The organism is Luteolibacter flavescens (assembly GCF_025950085.1).
Taxonomy (GTDB): Bacteria; Verrucomicrobiota; Verrucomicrobiia; order Verrucomicrobiales; family Akkermansiaceae; genus Haloferula; species Haloferula flavescens.
This window is the reverse complement of the sequence record NZ_JAPDDS010000007.1, coordinates 153,738-173,879: the sequence shown is the minus strand read 5'-3', so window position 1 is coordinate 173,879 and position 20,142 is coordinate 153,738. Positions and strand designations below refer to the sequence as shown.

Below are 20,142 nucleotides of genomic sequence, written 5' to 3'. Positions count from 1 at the left end.
CTTTTCCCAAATGAGCTCATCCGATTCATCGAAAGACCTCGCCGCCGTGCTCGAAGGCGGCAAGTCGCGGCCCGTCCTCAAGTGGGTCATCATCACCGCACTGGTCGCCGCAGTGGGTGCATCCGGCTATTCCTACTACAAGAAAAACAAGAATGGCGATACCGGCCCGGAATACGTGACCCGCTCGCTGGAGCGCGGCGAAATCTCGATCGAGATCACCGCAACCGGCACGCTGGCCCCGACCAACCAGGTCATCGTCGGCAGCGAGCTTTCCGGCACCATCGCCGAAGTTTATGTCGATACGAACGACACGGTGAAAAAAGGCCAGGAGCTGGCGAAGCTGGACACCATCAAGCTGGTCCAGCAGACCGAGCGCACCCGCGCCACCCTGCGCTCCGCGGAAGCACGAGTGAGCCAGGCAAAGGCGACCCTCCGCGAAAGCACGGCCTCCCACGAACGTCAACTCGAGCTGCACAAGCTGAGCGGCGGCCAGACGCCATCGAAGGCCGACATGGATACCTCGCAGGCCACCGTCGAGCGTGCCCAGGCCGATCTCGAAAGCGCCGAGGCTTCCGTGGCCGAGGCCGATGCGAACGTGAAGGCTAACGAGCGCGACTTGGAAAAAGCCATCATCCGCTCCCCCGTCAATGGCACCATCCTGCTGCGCAAGCTGGAGGTCGGCCAGACGGTGGCAGCGTCCTTCACCGCTCCCGAGCTTTTCACCATCGCGGAAGACCTGCGGAAGATGGAGCTCGTGGTCGCCGTGGCAGAGTCGGACATCGGTCGCGTGGACAAGGGCCAGGCCGTGGAGTTCGAGGTGTCCGCATGGCCGAAGCGCACCTACAACGCCTCGGTGAAGAAGGTCTTCTACGGATCCACCATCACCAACAACGTGGTGACCTACAGCACCGAGCTGGAGGTAAACAATGACGACCTCAGCCTGCGGCCCGGCATGACCGCCACGGCGGACATCTTCATTGAGCGGAAACAAGACGTCTTCGTGGTGTCGAATTCCGCGCTGCGCTTCGATCCAGTCGCGGCGGCAAAGCTCGGCCAGGGCGACAAGGACTCCGACCGCACCTTCGTGCAGCAGCTCTCCGGCGGCGGTCGCCGCTGGGGACGCGGTGGCAGCGGCATTCCCGCCGGCCCGGAAAAGAAGGGCACCAGTGTCTGGGTGATGAAGGATGGTACGCCGGTCGAAGTGAAGGTGACCACAGGCCTCACCGACGGAAACCAGACCGAGATCTCCGGCGAAGGCCTGACCGAAGGCGCGGAGATTATCGTCAGCGCGAAGCCTCCGATGAAGTCATGAAGAACCTCATCGAACTGCGCGGCCTGACGAAGACGTACGGTCGTGGCGATGCCGCATTCCAAGCGTTGCGCGGGGTGAACATGGACATCGCGGAGGGAGAATTCCTCGCCGTGATGGGTCCCAGCGGCTCGGGCAAATCGACGCTGATGAACCTGCTCGGCTGCCTCGATACTCCCAGCACGGGCAGCTACAGCTTCGGCGGCGTGGCCGTCGAATCCCTGAACAAGGACCAGCGCTCGCTGCTCCGCCGCACTGCGCTCGGCTTCATCTTCCAAGGCTTCAACCTGCTCGCACGGACCTCCGCGCTGGAAAATGTGGAGCTTCCCCTGCTCTACCGCGGCTATTCGCGCAAGCAGCGCCACGAGATGGCGCGCAAGGCCCTCGCCAGCGTGGGCCTGCCGGACAAGGAGCGCAACACGCCCTCCGAACTCTCCGGCGGCCAGCAGCAGCGCGTCGCCATCGCCCGCGCGATCGTCACCAATCCCGGCACCCTCTTCGCCGACGAGCCGACCGGCAACCTGGACTCGAAGACCACGCTCGAGGTGATGGAGCTGCTCTGCCGCCTCAATGAAGACCTCGGCATCACCGTCATCATGGTGACCCACGAGGACGACGTCGCCCACTACGCCAAGCGCATCGTTCACGTCCGCGACGGCTTGATCGGTTCGGACGAGATCAATACCAACCGCACCCCTAGAAGACGATGAGCATGTTTTGGAATGCCTTCATCATCGCCCTGCGAGAGATCCGGCGAAACCTCACGCGCGCTTTCCTCACCGTGATCGGTGTGGTGATCGGTGTGGCCGCCGTGGTCACTCTCGTCACGCTCGGCCGTGGTGCCACGGAGACCGTAAAAGCCCAGATCGAAAAGGTGGGCAGCAATCTTCTCACCCTCCGCCCGGGTCAGGGCTGGGGGCCGCAATCCGCGCCGCTTTTCAGCCAGGACGATCTGGATTCCATCCGGGATCAGATCCCGGGCATCCGGTCGATCGCCCCGATGTCGAACACCAGTGTCCAGGCGATCTCCGACGAAGAGGCCCGGCAGACCGACATCCAGGGAACCACTCCGGCCTACTTCCCGATCGGAAACTGGGATCTCTCCGACGGACGCTTCTTCACGGACGAGGAGGTGGTCGATGGAGCGACGGTCGCCGTCATCGGCGAGACGATCCGCAAGGAGCTTTTCCCCCACGGCGATGCCATCGGTCAAAAGATCCGCCTGCAAAGCACCGCCGTCACCGTGATCGGCATCACCGCGGTGAAGGGACAGGCCGGCTGGGGTGATGACCTCGATGACAACATCATCATCCCCATCACCACGCTGCAGCGGCGGTTGAACGGCCAGCTTTCGAAGCAAAACCTCGGGCAGATCATGATCTCCACCGAGGACAACTACCCCAGCGAAGCCGTGGTGGCGGACCTGACCTCGTTGATGCGCGAGCGCCGCTACCTCAGCCGGAACCAGCAGAACAATTTCTCGGTCTTCGACAGCCGCCAGATCGCGGACGCCGTCAGCTCCAGCACGCAGGTGCTCACCTCGCTGCTCGGTGCGGTGGCCGGGGTCAGCCTGCTGGTCGGAGGCATCGGCATCATGAATATCATGCTGGTCTCCGTGACCGAGCGGACCCGCGAGATCGGCATCCGCATGGCCATCGGTGCGCGAGCGCGGGAAGTCCTTCTCCAGTTCCTGGTGGAGGCGGTGACCCTCTCCTGCGTCGGCGGCTTGTGCGGCATCGCCCTCGCCTACGGCCTCTGCGTGGGACTCGCGGAACTGGTGGGTGCGCCCTTCACCTTCGATCCGAAGATCAACGGCATCGCCTTCATCTTCTCCGCTGCCATCGGCATCCTCTTCGGCTTCATGCCAGCGCGCCGTGCGGCGAGCCTGGATCCCATCGAAGCACTCAGGCATGAATAGCGGGTGGAAGATGGCAGATGGTGGATGGCAGTGAAAAATGCCAACCGTCTTTCTTCCCTCTTCATCTACGATCCTTGCATCTACCATCCACGATCTCCACATGCGCCTACTCGTCATCGAGGACGATCCGCTGCTCCTCCACAGCCTGAGCGAAGGGCTGCGGGAGGAGTTGTATGCGGTCGATACCGCGGCGGATGGCGAGGAGGGACTGAGGAAGGCCCGCGAGACCGACTACGACAGCATCGTGCTGGATGGCATGCTTCCCGGCATCGATGGCTGGGAATTGCTCGCTCGCCTGCGCCGCGAGAAAAAGACTCCCGTGCTGATGCTCACCGCGCGCGATGCCGTGCCGGACCGCATCCGCGGCCTCGATGCCGGTGCGGACGACTACCTGACGAAGCCCTTCGATTTCGAAGAACTCCTCGCCCGCCTGCGCGCGCTCATCCGCCGCAGTTCAGGCCTCGGGACCAGCGTTCTCGAAATCGACGGCATCGAGGTGGATACCGCCGCGCGCATTGTCCGCCATGGCGGTGAAGCGGTCTCTCTCACGCCCCGCGAGTATGGCCTGGTGGAATACCTCGCGCTCCATCGCGGCAGCGTCGTCAGCAGGACGGAACTCTACGAGCACCTCTTTGACGAGAGCGACGACACGCTTTCCAACCTGCTCGACGTGCACGTCTCGAACGTCCGCAAGAAGCTCGGTGCCTCCTTCATCTCCACCCGCCGCGGCCACGGCTACTGCATCGAATGAAGCTGCTCTTCCAATCGGTGCGCTGGCGGCTGCTCCTGTGGTATTCGCTCATCCTGCTCGTGCTGATCACCGGGCTCTGCCTGCTTTCCTACCGGCTGGCCTCGAACTACCGCACGGACCAGATCGACCGCGAGATCCGCAGCTTCCAGGGCACCTTCTTCCGCAGCCTCTTCGCGTCACGGCCACCATCGGACAAGAAGGACTCCGAGAGCTTCGACAAGATCCTCGAGCGGCTGCGCAATCCCGCGGAGGTCTCGTCTTTCCCGCCGGAACTCCACGCGCTTTTCGAAGGCGGCGAGGGCGGATCCTACATCGCCTTCTGGGACAGCGACGGCTCACCGCTTTTCATCTCCGCGAACGCACCGGCGAACCTCTGCCCGCCGACAACCCCGACAACTGAGAATCCGACGAAATACATCGAGAAGGGAAACTTCCGCGAGCATCACCGCGCGAACCCCGACGGCATCCGTTCGATCACCGGTCGGGATATCCGCGCCGAGCAAACGGAGCTGCGGAACTTTTGCTTGCTGCTTGCACTGGGTGGCAGCGCCGTGTGGCTCGCCGGCCTCGGCGGCGGCTGGTGGCTGGCGGGACGCGCGCTCAAGCCCATCGACACCATTGGCCGCACGGCCTCGCGCATCGCCGCCGGCAATCTCGACGAGCGCATCCAGATCGCGAACACGGACAACGAGCTCGACCGCCTGGGCCACGTGCTGAATGACACCTTCGAGCGACTGTCCGCAGCGGTCGAGCGACAGAAGCGCTTCACCGCTGATGCCTCGCACGAGCTGCGCACTCCGGTGACGATCATCCTTTCCGAAACCCAGCGCGCCCTGAAACGCGAGCGTGAGCCGGAGCAGTATCGCGAGATCCTGGCGAATTGCCGCACCGCCGCCGAGCGCATGCGTGCCTTGGTCGAGTCGCTGCTCGTCCTGGCGCGGCAGGACCTGCCGACCTCAGGGACCGAGCCGGTGCCCTGCGATCTGGCGGACATCACGACCGGCGTCGCGGACCTGCTGCAGCCGCTCGCCGATGAGCACTCGATAACCGTGCGCCGCGAGCTTTCCCCCACCCCGCTGAAGGGCGATCCGCACTCGCTGGCGATGGTCGTGCAAAACCTGCTCTCTAATGCCCTCGTCCATCCGCCGTCTGGCAGCACCGTGGTCTTGAAAACCTTCGTGAGCACGGATGGCACGATACTGGAAGTCTCCGACGACGGCCCCGGCATCGCGGCGGAACACTTGCCGCGGCTCTTCGACCGCTTCTATCGCGCCGACTCCGCTCGCGGGCAGATCAATGGCCACACAGGCCTCGGACTGGCGATTGCGAAGACCATCGTGGAGAACCACGGCGGTCGCATCGAGGTGGAGAGCAACCGCGGCACGACCTTCCGCGTGGTGTTGCCGTGATGTGCTTTCCGGGAAGATTTCCCGCCGTCATGCCTCCCACTCGCCGGAAATTTGCTTGGATTTGCACATCGCTTGAAACATCCGGCACCTCCGGTGCTTAAACTCTCCCTATCATGAATGCGAAGAAACCCCAGTGGATCTGGAGCGCCGGTGGTCTCGCCCTAGCGCTCGGTGCCGGCGTGATGATCGGTCGAGTCAGCGCGCCCGATGGCGGCGACGCAGCCACTGCTGCCGGTGACTCCGCTGCGGGACGTGACGGGAAGAGCGGCGGGCCCGTGAGCCTGACTGAACGCCTCCAGCAAAAGAAGCGCGCGGGAGAAGATCGCGACTCCGCCAAGCCCGTGGACCGCGATCTCCAGTCGATCCTCAGCGCGACCAGCCGCCTCGATCGCACACAGCGCCTGCTCGCTTATCTGGACCGACTGCCCGCCGATCAATTCGCCGGAGTTTACGATGAACTCCGCAACTCCCCGTCCGCGAACCTGCGCGGATCGGAACGCTCGCTGATCCTCCAGGCATGGGCGGAGCGTGATCCGATGGGTGCCGTGACTTTCCTCCAGCAGGGCACCGCCGATGACTGGGAGCGCGAGACAGCCCTCTCCTCCTGGGCCGCGAAGGACCCGCAGGCGGCCTTTGCCTGGGCGTCGACCGCACCAGACGAGGGTCAGGTGAACAACTGGCTGCTCGGCGCGGCCCGCGGTATCGCTGCGGCCGATCCCCTGCTTGCGCGCGATTATCTTTCCCAACTCGAAGGCCGCACCCGCGATCAGGCCATCGATGCCATGCAGCCGTATGTCACGCAATTCGGCTTTGAATACTCCGCATCCTGGGTCGCGGGCTTGAGCGACGAGGGCCTGCGCAATCAGGCATCGCGCGAACTCGCCAGCGACATGGCACGGCTCGACCCGGCGCAGGCCGGTCAGTGGAATGCGGCCATCACCGACGTGAACACGCGCCGCGACGTCTCAGAGACCGTGGCCGACCGCTGGGCGCGTCAGGATCTCAACGCGGCACGGACCTGGGTGGAGGGCCTTCCAGAAGACACCAAGTCGGAAGCCGCCGAAGGCGTGGCCCGCCAAGATCCCGCGGGGGCTGCGCAGTGGCTCGCCGGTCTCGGCAACAATCCCGACCTCGACGGCGCGCGGCAGGTTTATATCGAGGAGAGCTTCCGCAACTCTCCCGAAGCATCGCTCGATTTCGTATCAAACGTCAGCGACCAACGCCGTCAGCAAGGCTACTACTGGCGCTACCTCGGCGACTGGATGCGCCGCGATGAAGCCGCAGCGCGCCAGTGGATGAATACGAATTCACAGCAACTCCCGCCACAGCTCATCGAGCGCTTCAACCGCCCACGCCAGCAGTGAGGTCCGGCGTTCTCCGGTCCGCGCCATCGCCGACCGGAGACAGGGCATGTCTGATCAATCGAGCACGGGGACATCGACCCACCCGCCGGTCTCGTGGGACTTCCAGCTTAGCTCGGCGAGTTGGACTCCCTTTGCCCCTTCACGCAGCGTCCAGCGGAAGGGCTCGTCATTGACGACGTGCTTCAGGAAGAGCTCCCACTGGATCTTGAAAGCATTGTCGAAGGCGAGTTGATCCGGCACCTCCACCCAGCGGTCGTAGTAGTTGATCGGGCTGTCGATGTCCGGATTCCACACCGGGCGCGGCGTGGTGCTCTGGTGTTGAGCCCAGCATTTCCGCAGGCCGACGACGGCCGAGCCTTCGGTGCCGTCGACCTGCATGGTGAGCAAGTCGTCGCGGCGGACGCGGACATTCCATGAGGAATTGAACTGGCAGATGATGCCGCTGTCCGTCTCAAACAAGGCATAGGCCGAGTCATCGGCGGTGCACTTGAAGGGCTGACCGCTTTCATCGACGCGATGCTCGATGTGGGTCGCGGCCTTGCAGAAGACGCGCGTCACATTGCCGAAAAGATTGTCGATCACGTAGCGCCAGTGGCAGTGCATGTCCACGATCATGCCGCCGCCATCCTCGCTGCGGTAGTTCCAGCTCGGACGCTGGATCGGCTGGCCCTGATGTTCACCGGTGAAGACCCAGTAGCCGAATTCTCCACGCACGCTGAGGATCTTGCCGAAGAATCCCTGCTCCTTGAGAAGCTGGAATTTCCGCAGGCCCGGCAGCCACAGCTTGTCCTGCACCGCGCCGTTCTTCACGCCCGCTTTCTCCGCGACTTCGGCGATGCGCAGCGCTTCATCGAAACTCACCGCGGTCGGCTTTTCACAATACACGTGCTTGCCCGCGGCAATCGCCTTCTCGAGGAAGCCGATGCGATACGGTGTGCCCGAGGCATCGAAGAAGATCTCGTTGTGAGGATCGGCCAGCGCCGTATCGAGGTCCGTGGTGAAGCGCTCCACGCCATGCTTTGCAGCGAGCGCACGGATCTTGTCTTCATTCCGGCCCGTGAGGATGGGATCGGGAATGACGAGCGTGTCACCACACACAACCCCGCCCTGGTCGCGGATGGCGAGGATGGAGCGCACGAGGTGCTGGTTGGTGCCCATGCGTCCGGTGACGCCGTTGAGAATGATGCCGAGCTTCTTGGATTTCATATTCTTTAAAAGGCAGTGTGCCGGGTGATCGGTGATCAGTGATCGGTGGAAATTTGTCGCAACGAGGCCGGATGGTAGAAGGCGGCTCTTGGTTTCTCACCGGCCACTCGGCCAATCGCTCATCAGAGCGGTTCGCAGCTTTCGATGATCTTCCCGAGAAAGTCGTGTTGGTTCTCGGACCAATACTTGCGTGAGAAAATTTCGACTTCGCTGAGTCCGTCAAAACCCGCAGCCCGAACCATCTTCGCGATGCGTGCCGCGGCATTCACGCCTTCGCCGGGTAGGCCGCGGTCAAGGAGGACGTGGTCGAAGTCCGGCTTGAATTCACAGACGTGGAAGGCGAACAACCGCTTCGCATCTGCACATCGCTGGATCTGCACTTCCAGCCCGCTCTCCCACCAGACGTGGAAGACATCGAGCGCCACACCGACCAGCGGATGATTGATCGACTCGGCGAGTTCGTTCGCATCGCGCATCGAGGCGACGGCGGAGCGATCACCCGCATACACCGGGTGCAGCGGCTCGATGGCGAGCTTGATCCCGGCACTCTCGGCCTGTGGTAAAAGCGCCGAGATACCGTCGCGGATCTGATCGAGATTCTCCTCCGGCGTCTGTCCGATCGTCGCGCCACAGACAAGGACGATCATCGGCAGGCCAAGAGCTTCGGCCTCGATCAAGGCGGATCTGTTAGAATCGATGGCGGCCTCGCGGGTCTCCGCATCCTTACCTGTGAAGAAGCCGCCGCGGACCAGACTGACAGGCTGAAGGCCGCTGTCATCGAGGTGCTTCTTCACCTTCGCGAGATCCTGCCCCGCCACGGTCTCACGCCAGATCGAGACGCCGCCGATGCCGCGACGCGCGTAGTTCTCCAAGCACTCGTGGATCGACCACGGCTTGTTCGTGAAGGTGTGGATGGCGAGGCGGTCGGGCGTCATGGCTGGATGGAAGGAGCGGCCGGGGTGGAATCCCCCGGCACAAGTTGGCCGCTCACCCGAAGAAGGGCTGCGGGCGCTTCATTCTCGATGATCTCCGCTTGCAGGCGCGTGGCGGCATAGCGGGCAAGCTCCTCCACCGGCAGACTGACCGTGGTGAGCAGCGGGCGGGAAAGCCGGCGCACCGGCGAATCGTCAAAGCCGGTCACGACCATCTGAGCCGGAACCGAAATGCCGAGGCGATCCAGCTCCGTCAGCACGACCGTGCCGACGATATCATTCACGCAGACCAGCACGTTCGCTCCCTTTGCCGCTGTGGCGACCTTGGAGGATTGGATCGATGCGATGTCACGGATCACCGTCGTGTCTTTCTCCCGGTCGAAGGAAATCCCGCGTCGTCGGCAAGCTTGCTCGAAGCCATCGAGCCGCTCCTCATGGATCTGCCCGAGGCCTTCGATCGAAACGAAACGCGGGCGGATCTCCCCCATCGTCGAGCGCAGGTGATCGAGCAGGTCCAGCATTCCCGCGGAGTGATCCGAGGCGACACAGGGCAGCCCGGGGATCGAGCGGTTCAGCACCACGAAAGGCGTGCCGTGCTCACGCAGGCTTTTCAGCGTCTGCTGCGACGGGCGTTGGAAGGCGAAGACGAAGGCATCGATGTCGCCTCCCTTCTTGTGCGGATAGGGCTCGAACTCGGGTGAATTGATCTCGCACAGGAGATTCAGCCCGCACTGGGTGAAGCCACGACGCAGCCCCTCGATGAGTGCGGCGAAGTCGTAGAATAGCGCCCGCTCCGGCTCCGCGTGGCGCGGCAGCACGAGCTTCACGCTCAGGATCGCGCGCCCACGATGGCGGCGGATACTACGTTTCTCGTAGCCGATCCGGTCCGCCACCTCGGCGACTTTCGCCCGCATGTCTGCCGTCACCAGCCGCGATCCATTGAGGGCACGCGAGACGGTGGCGGAGGAGATGCCCAGTTCGCGGGCGATGTCGTCGATCGTTGGCATACCTTCAGAGATCGTATCCGAGGCGCTTCGCGCAATCCCCGATGATGCCAGCCTCCCAGTCCGGACGGCGCGGGCAGAGCGGATGCGGCTCGGACGTGGGGATGCGGCCGATGAGATGCTGGAAGACGGCGCAACTGTGCTTGTAGGCAGGCACGGGCGCACGGAAGCCCACATTCCCGAGATACTGCAGAGCATCGGTCAGCTCCGCGTAGCGTTCGTCGCCCTCCAGCCAATACTGGTCGCGCAGCGCGAATTTCTCCGGGCAAAAGGCGGCGAGCCCGAGCAGGTAGTCGGAGCCATACTCGGTCATGTCGATGCCGAGGTCATTGCCGGTGAAGATCATGAAGTCCGGCCGCACCTCATCGCGGATCTCCAGGCGGCGGAGTTCCTTCCCGCGATCCAGAGAGGAGTGTTTGATGCCCTTCAGTGCCGGGATCGTCATCAGCCCGCGAATGGTTTCCTCATCGTAGATCATGCCATTCGGCGCGAACATCTTGCCGAGTTCGAAGCCGAAGACGGACTCGTGCCCTTCGCAAACCCTCGCATACAGCTCCACGATCTGCGCGGGCGTCCAGTCGTGAAAGCGGGTCGTCTGGAAGAGAATCGGCGTGCCACCGAAGGAGACGATCTCGTCCATCTGGCGGCGATAGAGATCGACGAGTTCTCCTTCCAGTCCCTCCACGAAAACTCCGGCCACGAAGTCGCGGCGACCTGCGATCACTTCCCTTGTTAGCCCCAGGATTTCGGTGCGCTCCGCTGCGGTCAGGTAGTTCGCGTAGCCGGTATCCATGTTCACCGCGCAGCCGAGACCGGCATCGGTGGTGCGGGCGACGGCCGCCTGGAATGCCTCGCGCGCAATCGACCCGTCGGCTTCGAAGGGCAAAAGGCATGCGGCATATCCGGTGATCTTGCGGCGGAAGCGCTTGGCGGCGTGGCGGGTTTCGAGCGACATGACGCCTCACTATTTGCATGCAAATTTACTGACGCAAGCAATTCCCGCTCACCCATCCATGGCATTGCGTCATGCGGGAAAGCCGCCTTTTCTCATGTCCATGCGCTATGCCATCTGCAATGAGACCTTCGGAGCCATCCCCCTCGCCGAGGCGGCAGCCATCGCATCGCGGATCGGCTATACGGGCCTGGAGATCGCTCCCTTCACTCTCGCGGATGACGTGCGGACGCTCACTCCTACGGATGCGAAGACGCTGGGAGATCAGGTGCGCGACACCGGCATGGAGGTGGTAGGCCTCCATTGGCTGCTGGCAAAAACCACCGGCTATCACCTGACCACTCCGGACGATGCGGTGAGAAAGGCAACCACCGACTACGCGCGACACCTCGCCGATCTCTGCCACGCCATGGGTGGCACGATCATGGTGTGGGGCAGTCCGGTGCAGCGATCGCTGGAGCCGGGATGGAATTACGATGACGCCTTCGCCCGGGCAGTGGAGGTGCTGCGTGCCGCCGCGGAACACTGCGGGCCTCTCGGCGTGACCATCGCGATGGAGCCACTGGGACATGTGGAGACGAACTTCCTCACCAGTGCCGCCGAGACAATCCGCCTCTGCGAAGCCGTCGCGCATCCCTCCTGCAAGCTGCACCTCGACGTGAAAGCCATGAGCTACGAAGACAAGCCCATCGGCCAGGTGATTCGCGAGAGCAAGGACTGGACCGCCCACTTCCACGCCAATGACCCGAACCTCCGCGGCCCCGGCATGGGAGCGGTTGAGTATTCGCCCATCGTCGATGCGCTGCGGGAGACGTCGTATGATGGGTGGGTGTCCGTCGAAGTCTTCGACTACTCTCCCACGCCCGAGGTCATCGCCACGGATAGCCTCGCGAACTTGAGGAAATTCTTCTCCTGAAAACACAAGCCGCCTTACCGCGCACGAGATCACGGCAAGGCGGGCTGCCTTTCAAAAGCCGGTGTCTTCTCAGCCACCGCAGCAGGCGTTCTTCGCCGCTTCTTGGATCTGCTCCGGAGTGAGGTCCTCGATGTGCGTGGCGACTGACCACTGGTGGCCGAAGGGGTCTTGCAGGCAGCCGTAGCGGTCGCCCCAGAACATGTTCGACAACGGCATCTTCACCTCGGCTCCGGCGGCGACGGCTTGCTCGAAGGTGGCATCCGCATCCTCCACCTGCAGGTGGATCGACACCGGCGAACCCTTCAGCGTGACGGGTGCCATCGCACCGCACTCCGGCATTTCGTCGACGAGCATCAGCGCGGAATCGCCGATACGGATCATGCCGTGCATCAGGCGGCCATCGGGGCCTTGCAGGCGGGCGATCTCGATGGCTCCGAAGGCCTTTTTGTAAAACTCCATCGCCGCCACCGCACCGGCACAGACGAGGTGCGGGGTGATGGTGTGCATGCCTTCCGGCACGGGCTTCACGGAAGACTTCGCGGCGGCGGGATTATCAATGGTGGACGTGCTCATGATGGTGGTTGGTTTCAAGGTTTGCCCGACCCCGACAACAGGGCCTCTACCATGACCGACGAACGAGCTGTCGAATTCAGGACACCGCAAATGGATTTTTCCCGCGCTCCCCCTCCCGCGCCGGAAAATGAGACATCTTCGGAAAAACTTCCGTTGCTTGTCCCGGGATCGTTCCTGTGTTCGTTGTTTGGGTGAACCTTATCTTGTCACCATGAGCATCCCTGCCATTCCCGATCTCACGAATCATCCCGTCGTCTCCCGCGAAGCATGGCTCGCCGCGCGGAAGGAACTGCTGGAAAAGGAAAAGGAAGATACCCGCGCCCGCGATGCCCTCAGCGCCGCACGCCGCGACCTGCCGTGGGTGAAGGTGGAGGAAAACTACGTCTTCGAGGGCCCCGATGGCCCGGTCACGCTGGCGGAGCTCTTCGACGGTCGCAGCCAGCTCGTCGTGTATCACTTCATGTTCGGCCCCGGGTGGAAGGAGGGCTGCTCGGGCTGCTCCTTCCTGTGCGACCACGTGGATGGCGCGCGCCAGCATTTCGAGAACGCGGGCGTATCCTACGTCGCCGTCTCGCGGGCACCGCTCGCCGAGTTCGCCCACTTCAAAAAGCGCATGGGCTGGAAATTCAACTGGGTGTCCTCCGCGGGGAACGACTTCAACTTTGACTACAAGGTTTCCTACACGCCCGAGCAGGTCGCCTCAGGGAAGGTGGAATACAACTACGGCGAGATCGAGCCGTGGGGCGAGGAGGCGCACGGCACCAGTGTCTTTTACAAGAACGAAGCCGGGGAGATCTTCCACACCTACTCCTGCTACGCGCGCGGTTGCGAGCAGACCGTCGGCGCGCTGATGTTCCTCGACCTCGTTCCGCTGGGTCGCAATGAGGAGGACACCATGAGCTGGGTGCGTCTCCACGACCAATACGAGCAGGCAAAGGGCTCCTGCTGCGGCTGCGGAAAGGACGCGTGATGAAGGCATGCTGTCAGAACTCCGGGCCCGATGTTCCGGTAGCCCGGGCAAGCAAGCCACCCGCGAGGGCGCGCCGCCTCGCCGGGTGGCTGGTGCCCGGTGGCTTACTACTGCTGGTGCCGAAGTGCCCGGTATGCCTCGCCGGTTACGTCGCCGTTTTCACTGGCATCGGCATCTCGCTGCCGGTGGCAACGTGGCTGCGCTATGGTCTCATCGCGACATGCTTGGCCATACTGGCAACCCGATTCCTGCTCCCCGCTCTGCGCGCGGCCCGGCAGCGGTGAGATAGGCCGGATTATCTTCACGAAGAATTCACGATTCCCCTGAAGAGATCTCCACGGTCCGCGCGTTGTATACTCAGGCGCTTCGCCGCGCTACCATGAGTCATCATCCTGCTCCAGAGCGTCACGTTCCCGGTCCGCTTCAAGCGCTGGCCTTCCAGTTCAAGTCGCGCGTCTTCCAGTTGAAGCGTGGCGTGGGGGAAATTTCGTCACGACCACCGAGACACGGGCGGGCCTCGGCGCTCGCGGACTCGCCGGTCATCGCCGAGAAAAGCGCGCCGCTTTGGCGGGAGATCACGCCCGCGGAATTCCCACTGACTGCGGGCAAGGTGGAGAACCTCCGCTGCGCCGCGCGCGCCTTCCATGGCGTGGAGATTCCGGCCGGGAAGGTCTTCAGCTTCTGGCGGCAGCTTGGACGTACGACCAAGGGCAAGGGCTTCACCGCAGGCCGCGAGTTGCGTGAGGGATGCCTCGTCCCGGCGATCGGCGGCGGGCTCTGCCAGCTCAGCGGATTGCTCTATCAGGCGGCACTGGAAGCGGGGCTGGAAATCGTGGAGCGTCATGGCCACTCGCGGGTGGTCCCGGGGTCGTGGGCGGAGCAAAATCTGGATGCCACCGTTTTCTGGAACTACGTGGACCTGCGCTTCCGCGGCACCTCGGCGTGGCGCGTGGAGGTGGAGCTGACCGCGGCGGATCTGGTGGTTCGCATCCGGTCGGCTGGCGCGGCGATGACGAAGACGGCGGCACCACCTGCGGAGGCCATCCCCCGCCCCGCGCCATCCGGAGACTGCCTCACTTGCGGCATGCTCTCGTGCTTCCGCCATCCGGCAGCGACGGCTGCGCATGCGCCTTCGATGGGGCACTCCGCATTTTTGTTAGACGCGCGCTGGCCGGAGTTCGACCGCTGGTGCCGCAGCCACTCGCGCGAGGGCGACCGCTGGCTGGTCCCACTGGACGGGCGTCGATGGAAGAAAGCAAACTACAAGTGGTCCCCGCCACCCGGCGTGACCACCGAGCGCGCGACGCTGCAGGCACTGCTGCGCTCGTGGCAGCAACGCCGCCTGCCGGGCCAAGGGGCAAAGCGGCAGCTCGCCCTGCTGGAGGGCGATGCCGCACTCGCACGACGCTACGCGAAGATGCTCTCGCCGGAATGCCGCCACCTCGTCGTCGCCCAAAACCTGCTGCCGCACCTGTGGCAGGCCGGGGTACTGGGTGGACGCAGCTTTGACGTGCTCATGCAGCGCTGGCCGATGGATGAGCTCCAGCGGCGGCTGGATGTGGCGAAGGAAAAGCACCCGCACTCCACCACTCTCGGCGACTTCCGCGCAGATCCGGAATTGGTGCGAGCGGAGCGCGAGGCACTGGCGGCTGCCGCACGACTGGTCACGCCGCATCGCGCCATCGCCCGGCACTTCGGCGCACGAGCCTGGCTGATCGATTGGGACATGCCCCAGCCACTGGAGTTGCAGCCCGCGGAAAAGGACACCGTTTTCTTCCCCGCCTCGCGTCTGGGTCGCAAGGGAGCTTTCGAGCTGGCCGCAGCGCTGCTCGATGAGCCGCTGGTGGAGGTGAAGTGCTTTGGCCGGGCGACGGAGGGCGCGGCGGATCCCTTCAAGGAAATTGCCTGCTCGCCCGGCACGGCGGCGGATCTCGCGGCAGCGCGGGTGCTGATCCTGCCCGCATGGATCGAGCACCAACCGCGTCTCGCGCTGCAGGCACTGGCCAGCGGCATCCCGGTCATCGCCACCGAGGCATGCGGTCTGCCGGAGCATCCGCATTTGCACACGCTTTCCTCGCCCGATCCCGCAGCCATGCGTATGGTCCTGCGCGCGGTGCTCCAACCCGCGCCCCCCGCATGCGTCGCTTCCTGATGATCTCCCTGCTGCCGCTGGCATGCCTCTGCGCGTGCCGGGAAAAGGCACGCACGGCGCAGGATACCGCCGCGCCCCGGGAGGAAAACAGTGCCACGCCGGACACTCCGGCTCCCCAGCCGCAGACGATGCAGAAGCCCGCGCCCAAGGCCCCGACCCGACCGGAAGATCTGACGCTCCCTGAAGACCCGGCCACGGCGCTACCCATGCCCGGTGCCGCCGATGCCATTCTCGTGAAGCCGACGGTGATTCCACAGGGAGTCATCCTGCCGGAAGAGCGCGCCGTGAGCTCGGACATCCCCGGACCGGAGCGCGCGAAGGCAGCCGCCGCGAGGGTGCGGCCCGAGTTGGAACGGTCGCTGGCCGTGAAAGGCCTGCATTTCGGTGATCCCGTCTTCATCCGCGCCTTCAAGGAAGAGGGGCAGGTGGAGGCGTGGATGAGAAGACGCGACACCGGAAAGTACGAGCACTTCCGTACTTGGGATGTGGCCGCGCAATCCGGCAAGCCAGGCCCGAAAATGGCCGAGGGCGACGGGCAGGTGCCGGAGGGCTTCTACTTCGTGCCGCCCGCCGCGATGAAGCCGGACAGCACCTTTCACCTCGCCTTCAACATCGGCTACCCGAATGCCTACGACCAGCACCACGGGCGCACCGGCTCCTTCATCATGATCCACGGGAACTGCGTCTCGATCGGCTGCCTGGCGATGACGGATCCCAAGATCGAGGAGATCTACACGCTCTGCGACGCAGCCTTGAAAAAAGGACAGCCGTATTTCCGCGTGAATCTCTTCCCCTTCCGCATGACGTCGGAACGACTGGCCCGGGAGGAAGGAAGCGAGTGGTTCGATTTCTGGACGAACCTCAAGGAAGGCTACGATCACTTCGAAAGCACCCACGTGCCTCCGCAGGCCGAGGTCACCGGGGGGCGCTACGAATTCAAATAGCCGCCCGTCTCAGGACGGTCGAAGAGTGCCCGCACCGACGGACGCTGCAGCACGATGATCGTGAAGATCCCCAGAGCCGTGCCCAGCGGGAAGCCAGCACAGGAGATGCACCCGATCACGAAGCAGAATGTCCGCTTCCGCCGGGCGGAGAGGCATCGCCCGGAATAGATCATCAGGATGGCTAAGGTCCACGCCAAGAGGATGAAACAACAACCCACGACGATGAAGAACCAGCCAAACTCCGGCGGAGGACCGCTACCGGGTGGACCGAAAGCCCTGCCGTCCACCATCATGAACCCCATCACGACATGAATGATCGGGAACGAGCCGAATAGCGCGGTCATCCCGCCCACCACATAGTGAAAGATCACAAGCAGCTTCAGATGCTCCGCATCTTGAATCGCTTGCGGGTGTGGAGGGGGCCCGTATGTCTGCATGCCCGCCAGCCAACCCGAAATCCCTCCCGCACGCCACTGGAAAGCAGGAGCTGATTTTCCCATCCTTTCGCGTTTTGACTTCCCTCGAAAATCCCGCTACACAAGCCGCAGGCACCCGTAGCTCAGTTGGATAGAGCATCCGCCTTCTAAGCGGACGGTCACTGGTTCGAATCCAGTCGGGTGCGCTTCTTCTGCCCATTCCTGGCGTTGTCGATCAGCGCGTCGCAAGACCCTGTCCGATCTCGAATGCACGCTGCAGGCCTTGCTGGGCGGAATCCTCGTCGAGGGGGAGGAGGATCTCGGAGCCAAGCACGGGGGCACCGCAGAAGCCGAAAATGCCTTCGTCGATCTCGGTGTGGAATGCGGTGCCGTAGCCGCGCTTTTCGTAGGTGCGCCGGGTGGCTCCGCCGATGCCGATGACATGGACGTGAAGGCGGGTGAGCAGCTTGGTGAGGCCGCCGTCAGGGTTGTCGATGTAGGCCCACTGTTGGGTGAAGACGCGGTCGATCCAGCCCTTCATGAGGCCGGGCATGGTCCACCAATAGACCGGGAAGACGAGCACGAGATGATCGGCGCGATCGAGGCGAGCCTGCTCGGCGAGGACCCGCTCGTCAGTAGGACGAATACCTGCGCGGAAGTCCGCTATGTCCTGCTTTGTGAAGCGCGGATCAAAGCCTTCCTCCATGAGGTCCGCGACCTCGTAGGTGTAACCGGGCGAGGAACCGATGCCTTCGATGACCTTGGCAACAACCGCATGGGTGTAGGATGAAGTGTCCGGGTGGGAGGTGACGATGAGCGTGTGCATGACGAGGGTCAGGGCCAAGTAGCTCCGCCAGATGCCGGAAGATGCAAACGGTCATCCGGGAAAAGAACGCCTCTCCCCTAGACTGCAAAATCGAACACCCGTCCCGGTCCAAAGGCCGCGACGGGTGTTCTTGCCTCCCTGAAAAATGGTGCCGATCTGACTGTTTACTTCTCCGGCTGACCGAAGCGCGGGGCAACGCGCAGGCGCAGGCCCTGACCCTTGAAGTTCATGTCGAGGTTCAGGTTGTCGATGCGATCGCGATATTCCTTCGGCACGGCTTCCTTGTCTTGCGGGGTGTCATAGGGACCTTCCCACTCGACCTTGCCGCCCTTGCCGATCACTCGGACCTGCTTGCCGCCGTTCTCGGACATTACTTCGACTCCGCTGCCGTCGGCATTTAGCATCCGGATGGTGCCCGAGCTCTTGATATTGATCCCGCCACCCTGCTGCTCCGCCTGGAGGTCCATGCCCTGCATCATCATCTCCATGCGCTTACGCATGGCATCGCCGAGCATCTGCGGAGGCAGCGCGCCATCGCGCTCGTGCTCCAGATTCTCGAAGGCCCTCAGATTTTGCTGGATGGCATCCTGGATGCGACGCGCCTGCTCCTGTGGCATGCCGTCGAGCATCAGGCGCTCCATGGGCATCATCTCGGCACCGGCGATGATCCCGGCATCTGCGGGTGCGCTGCCCAGCGTGATCTTCGAAGTCTTCGCATCACCCTGATGGATGTAGTCGAGCTCGATCTCGTCACCCGGCTTCATCGCAGAGACCGCGGCACGAAGACCGTCCTGGGAACCGACCGGCTTGCCGGCCACTTTCGTGATGACGTCGTTCTGAACGAGGCCGGCCTTGGCAGCCGGGCCCGCGGGATCGAGCGAGCGGACGACAACGCCATTGCCCGGCTCGAGCTTGAGATGATCTGCAAGCAACTCCGGGACCTGCGATCCACCAACTCCGAGATAGCCCCGCTCTGCTGCTGCGGCAGGGGCGGGTGCCACCTCGCCTGCGTGCTGTTCTTCCAGCGGCATCACTTCAGCGCCAGCCTGCGCCTGTGGCTGCGGTGCCACAGCCTCCTCGGGCGTGGCCTGCGGCGGGATCGGCGCGGGCGTGTGCGTCGGCTCGATGGCGAGGGCGGAAGAAGCCACTCCGAGCATCGTTGCAAATCCGTATGCGATGTGAGATTTCATCTTGTATCGTGTTAACATACTAGAAGCGTAGTAGCTCGCTCCGCTTGTCTCTCGAAAACAACATCAATCGATCTTTTCAGGAACCAGAAGCCACTCCACGCGAGGACGTTCCATCTCCACGATCTTGCCGTCCTCACCTGCATACTTGACCTTGTCCATATAGATGACCTTCACCTGGCGCAGCGGCTTTCCGTCACGAGTCCAGACGATTCCTTGGTCCTGCGTTTCGCTCACCGTGCTGCCCACCGAGGCTGGCACCAGATCCTTCACGGAGCGCAGGGGGGCCTCGGTCTTCTTGCCTCCATCGGCGACCGGGGCGGAACCCTGTTGCGGCCCCATCATCACGGCGCTGAAGGCACCGAGCACGGCGACCGCGGCGGCGGCAGCGATCCACGGGCGGCGGGCCGGAGCCTTGGGAGCGGCCTTCGAATGGGTCGTATTGCCCGGGAAAAGCACCACCTTCTCGTCCACCGGGAAAGGCACGTGGGACACGGTCTCCAGCAGCCTTGCCTGCAGTCCACCATCGAGTGCGACCGGGGAAAGCTTGCCGAGTTCCCGCTCAATCGACAAGTCCGCGGCAGGCGTGCGACGCTCCACGGCCGCCAGCAGGCGGTCCATGCACGCGGCATCCGGCCTCACCGGGCGCATGCCCTTCAGGCTGGCTTCAAGTTCCTGGAAGTCTTCGTCCATCGTGTGTCAGTCAGATCGGGATCAAATCGAGAAGTCACCCTTGCGGCGGGCGGAGGAGAGTTTTTTCTTCAGGGCTTCAAGACCATAGCGATACCGGGAAGCCGCGGTGTTTTGGGAAATTTCAAGCGCCTCGCCGATTTCCGCGAAGGTGCGTTCACCCCAGATTTTCATGATCACCACCTCAGCGAATTTCGGTGGCAATTCCTTCAGGCCCGCCTCAAGAAGCTGGCGGGTTTCGTCATCGGAAGACTCGCTCTCGAACCACGGGTGAAAGGCTTCCTTCTGGTCCGTCTCGGCCTCGCCGCCGACGAAGTCCTCGCGGCGCTTGCGGCGGTCGTCACGGCGTCCGAGGTCGATCGCGAGGCGGCGGATCGCGGTGAAGAGGTAAGGCATCCACGCTTCTTGCCCGCCGAAGAACTCACCGGAGTCGAGCTTCTCGACGAGCTTCACCAGCGCATCCTGCACGATATCCTCGGCATCCTCGGACGAGCGCGTTTGCTGCCGTGCGAAGAGGATGAGGCGAGGTGCGTGTTCTCCCAGCCACTCTTGCCAGGCGGCAGTGGACGGGGAGAGTTTTTCGGCAGAGGCGCTGCTCACTTTGTCTTGGGTATCCATGGTGG

General features: G+C 63.5%; 21 protein-coding genes and 1 tRNA gene. 12 read left to right on the top strand and 10 right to left on the bottom strand.

The window, feature by feature from the left end; genetic code table 11:
- The first annotated feature begins 10 nt into the window (after nt 1-10).
- The 6 genes from OKA04_RS14215 (at nt 11) to OKA04_RS14190 (ending at nt 6,751) form a co-directional block, all read left to right on the top strand.
- Complete coding sequence (locus tag OKA04_RS14215) at nt 11-1,312, top strand: efflux RND transporter periplasmic adaptor subunit (RefSeq protein ID WP_264501845.1); 1,302 nt, start codon at nt 11-13, stop codon at nt 1,310-1,312.
- Nucleotides 1,309-2,019 (top strand): ABC transporter ATP-binding protein, encoded by a 711-nt coding sequence (locus tag OKA04_RS14210; protein WP_264501844.1) that lies wholly within the window; start codon nt 1,309-1,311, stop codon nt 2,017-2,019. Before OKA04_RS14215 ends, OKA04_RS14210 begins: the two co-directional genes overlap by 4 nt.
- A complete protein-coding gene (locus OKA04_RS14205; protein ID WP_264501843.1) occupies nt 2,016-3,227 on the top strand; it encodes an ABC transporter permease in 1,212 nt (403 codons plus the stop codon). The genes OKA04_RS14210 and OKA04_RS14205 overlap by 4 nt, the downstream gene beginning before the upstream one ends.
- Before the next feature lie 100 nt (nt 3,228-3,327).
- Nucleotides 3,328-3,978, top strand: a complete 651-nt coding sequence (locus OKA04_RS14200) for a response regulator transcription factor (RefSeq protein ID WP_264501842.1) — start codon at nt 3,328-3,330, stop codon at nt 3,976-3,978.
- Complete coding sequence (locus OKA04_RS14195; protein ID WP_264501841.1) at nt 3,975-5,387, top strand: sensor histidine kinase; 1,413 nt, start codon at nt 3,975-3,977, stop codon at nt 5,385-5,387. The genes OKA04_RS14200 and OKA04_RS14195 overlap by 4 nt, the downstream gene beginning before the upstream one ends.
- A gap of 113 nt (nt 5,388-5,500) precedes the next feature.
- Nucleotides 5,501-6,751 carry a hypothetical protein gene (locus tag OKA04_RS14190; protein WP_264501840.1) on the top strand — a complete coding sequence of 417 codons (1,251 nt, stop codon included), beginning with the start codon at nt 5,501-5,503 and terminating at the stop codon, nt 6,749-6,751.
- 54 nt (nt 6,752-6,805) lie between these two features.
- On the opposite strand, the gene OKA04_RS14185 is transcribed toward OKA04_RS14190, so the two are convergent.
- The 4 genes from OKA04_RS14185 to OKA04_RS14170 form a co-directional block, all read right to left on the bottom strand.
- Nucleotides 6,806-7,957, bottom strand: a complete 1,152-nt coding sequence (locus OKA04_RS14185; RefSeq protein ID WP_264501839.1) for a Gfo/Idh/MocA family protein — start codon at nt 7,955-7,957, stop codon at nt 6,806-6,808.
- A gap of 122 nt (nt 7,958-8,079) precedes the next feature.
- Entirely contained in the window at nt 8,080-8,892 is an 813-nt protein-coding gene (locus tag OKA04_RS14180; protein ID WP_264501838.1) for a sugar phosphate isomerase/epimerase family protein, read from the bottom strand.
- Nucleotides 8,889-9,896 carry a LacI family DNA-binding transcriptional regulator gene (locus OKA04_RS14175; protein WP_264501837.1) on the bottom strand — a complete coding sequence of 336 codons (1,008 nt, stop codon included), beginning with the start codon at nt 9,894-9,896 and terminating at the stop codon, nt 8,889-8,891. Before OKA04_RS14175 ends, OKA04_RS14180 begins: the two co-directional genes overlap by 4 nt.
- Before the next feature lie 4 nt (nt 9,897-9,900).
- Nucleotides 9,901-10,848 (bottom strand): dihydrodipicolinate synthase family protein, encoded by a 948-nt coding sequence (locus OKA04_RS14170; protein WP_264501836.1) that lies wholly within the window; start codon nt 10,846-10,848, stop codon nt 9,901-9,903.
- Between the two features lie 100 nt (nt 10,849-10,948).
- Here OKA04_RS14170 and OKA04_RS14165 point away from each other — a divergent pair, with 100 nt between their 5' ends.
- Nucleotides 10,949-11,761, top strand: coding sequence for a sugar phosphate isomerase/epimerase family protein (locus tag OKA04_RS14165; RefSeq protein ID WP_264501835.1), 813 nt, complete (start codon nt 10,949-10,951; stop codon nt 11,759-11,761).
- Nucleotides 11,762-11,830: 69 nt separating this feature from the next.
- Here the strand turns inward: OKA04_RS14165 and OKA04_RS14160 are convergent, their stop codons facing one another.
- The gene (locus OKA04_RS14160) at nt 11,831-12,334 is read right to left on the bottom strand and encodes a VOC family protein (RefSeq protein WP_264501834.1); all 504 of its coding nucleotides are present in this window, start codon (nt 12,332-12,334) and stop codon (nt 11,831-11,833) included.
- 211 nt (nt 12,335-12,545) lie between these two features.
- On the opposite strand from OKA04_RS14160, the gene OKA04_RS14155 reads away from it, so the two are divergent.
- The 4 genes from OKA04_RS14155 to OKA04_RS14140 all read left to right on the top strand — a co-directional run bounded on the left by OKA04_RS14155 (nt 12,546) and on the right by OKA04_RS14140 (nt 16,400).
- Entirely contained in the window at nt 12,546-13,304 is a 759-nt protein-coding gene (locus tag OKA04_RS14155; RefSeq protein ID WP_264501833.1) for a DUF899 domain-containing protein, read from the top strand.
- The gene (locus OKA04_RS14150) at nt 13,304-13,588 is read left to right on the top strand and encodes a hypothetical protein (protein WP_264501832.1); all 285 of its coding nucleotides are present in this window, start codon (nt 13,304-13,306) and stop codon (nt 13,586-13,588) included. The genes OKA04_RS14155 and OKA04_RS14150 overlap by 1 nt, the downstream gene beginning before the upstream one ends.
- Nucleotides 13,589-13,683: 95 nt before the next feature.
- On the top strand, nt 13,684-15,456 hold the full coding sequence (locus tag OKA04_RS14145) for a VanW family protein (protein WP_264501831.1): 1,773 nt from the start codon (nt 13,684-13,686) through the stop codon (nt 15,454-15,456).
- The gene (locus OKA04_RS14140) at nt 15,441-16,400 is read left to right on the top strand and encodes a L,D-transpeptidase family protein (RefSeq protein ID WP_264501830.1); all 960 of its coding nucleotides are present in this window, start codon (nt 15,441-15,443) and stop codon (nt 16,398-16,400) included. Before OKA04_RS14145 ends, OKA04_RS14140 begins: the two co-directional genes overlap by 16 nt.
- Here the strand turns inward: OKA04_RS14140 and OKA04_RS14135 are convergent.
- Nucleotides 16,385-16,900: a hypothetical protein gene (locus OKA04_RS14135; protein WP_264501829.1), complete on the bottom strand. Its 516-nt coding sequence runs from the start codon at nt 16,898-16,900 to the stop codon at nt 16,385-16,387. The genes OKA04_RS14140 and OKA04_RS14135 overlap by 16 nt on opposite strands.
- 48 nt (nt 16,901-16,948) lie before the next feature.
- Here OKA04_RS14135 and OKA04_RS14130 point away from each other — a divergent pair.
- Nucleotides 16,949-17,022 (top strand) — tRNA-Arg (locus OKA04_RS14130).
- Nucleotides 17,023-17,051: 29 nt separating this feature from the next.
- On the opposite strand, the gene OKA04_RS14125 is transcribed toward OKA04_RS14130, so the two are convergent.
- The 4 genes from OKA04_RS14125 to OKA04_RS14110 form a co-directional block, all read right to left on the bottom strand.
- Nucleotides 17,052-17,642 carry an NAD(P)H-dependent oxidoreductase gene (locus OKA04_RS14125; RefSeq protein WP_343226886.1) on the bottom strand — a complete coding sequence of 197 codons (591 nt, stop codon included), beginning with the start codon at nt 17,640-17,642 and terminating at the stop codon, nt 17,052-17,054.
- A gap of 164 nt (nt 17,643-17,806) precedes the next feature.
- On the bottom strand, nt 17,807-18,832 hold the full coding sequence (locus tag OKA04_RS14120; protein WP_264501827.1) for a PDZ domain-containing protein: 1,026 nt from the start codon (nt 18,830-18,832) through the stop codon (nt 17,807-17,809).
- Between the two features lie 63 nt (nt 18,833-18,895).
- The gene (locus tag OKA04_RS14115) at nt 18,896-19,522 is read right to left on the bottom strand and encodes a hypothetical protein (RefSeq protein ID WP_264501826.1); all 627 of its coding nucleotides are present in this window, start codon (nt 19,520-19,522) and stop codon (nt 18,896-18,898) included.
- Nucleotides 19,523-19,543: 21 nt separating this feature from the next.
- The gene (locus OKA04_RS14110) at nt 19,544-20,137 is read right to left on the bottom strand and encodes an RNA polymerase sigma factor (protein ID WP_264501825.1); all 594 of its coding nucleotides are present in this window, start codon (nt 20,135-20,137) and stop codon (nt 19,544-19,546) included.
- Nucleotides 20,138-20,142: the final 5 nt, after the last annotated feature.